Below are 358 nucleotides of genomic sequence, written 5' to 3' on the forward strand. Positions count from 1 at the left end.
TCAAATTCGTTAACGCATCGCCAACATTGTTTGCTGTCGTCGTCGAACCATCTGTCTTCGTCGTCACATAGCTTGGTGCACTAATCGTACCCGTACTACTGTCATAGGTTGATCCACCACCTAAGTTAGATGCTGAACTACTACCTAAGGTATCAGTCTTACTGCTTGATGCTGTAGTTGCTGCATCCAACTGACCTTTATTCACTGCATCTGTCGCGGCTGTCGCATCCGCTACATTTTCAACTTTGTTGCCATTCGCATCTAAACCATTGGCTGTCACTTTGCCTGCAAATACTGGTGCATCCGCCAATTGAATATCTAGCGTATCGCCTGTAATTACTGTCTTGATGTTGCTGTT

At 45.3% G+C, this 358-nt stretch carries 1 pseudogene; it reads right to left on the minus strand.

Annotated elements, in window-relative coordinates:
* Nucleotides 1-358, minus strand: a pseudogene (locus M2R48_RS21270) (hypothetical protein); the annotation flags it as partial.

This window comes from Acinetobacter sp. I-MWF (assembly GCF_025433935.1).
Classification (GTDB): Bacteria; Pseudomonadota; Gammaproteobacteria; order Pseudomonadales; family Moraxellaceae; genus Acinetobacter; species Acinetobacter guillouiae.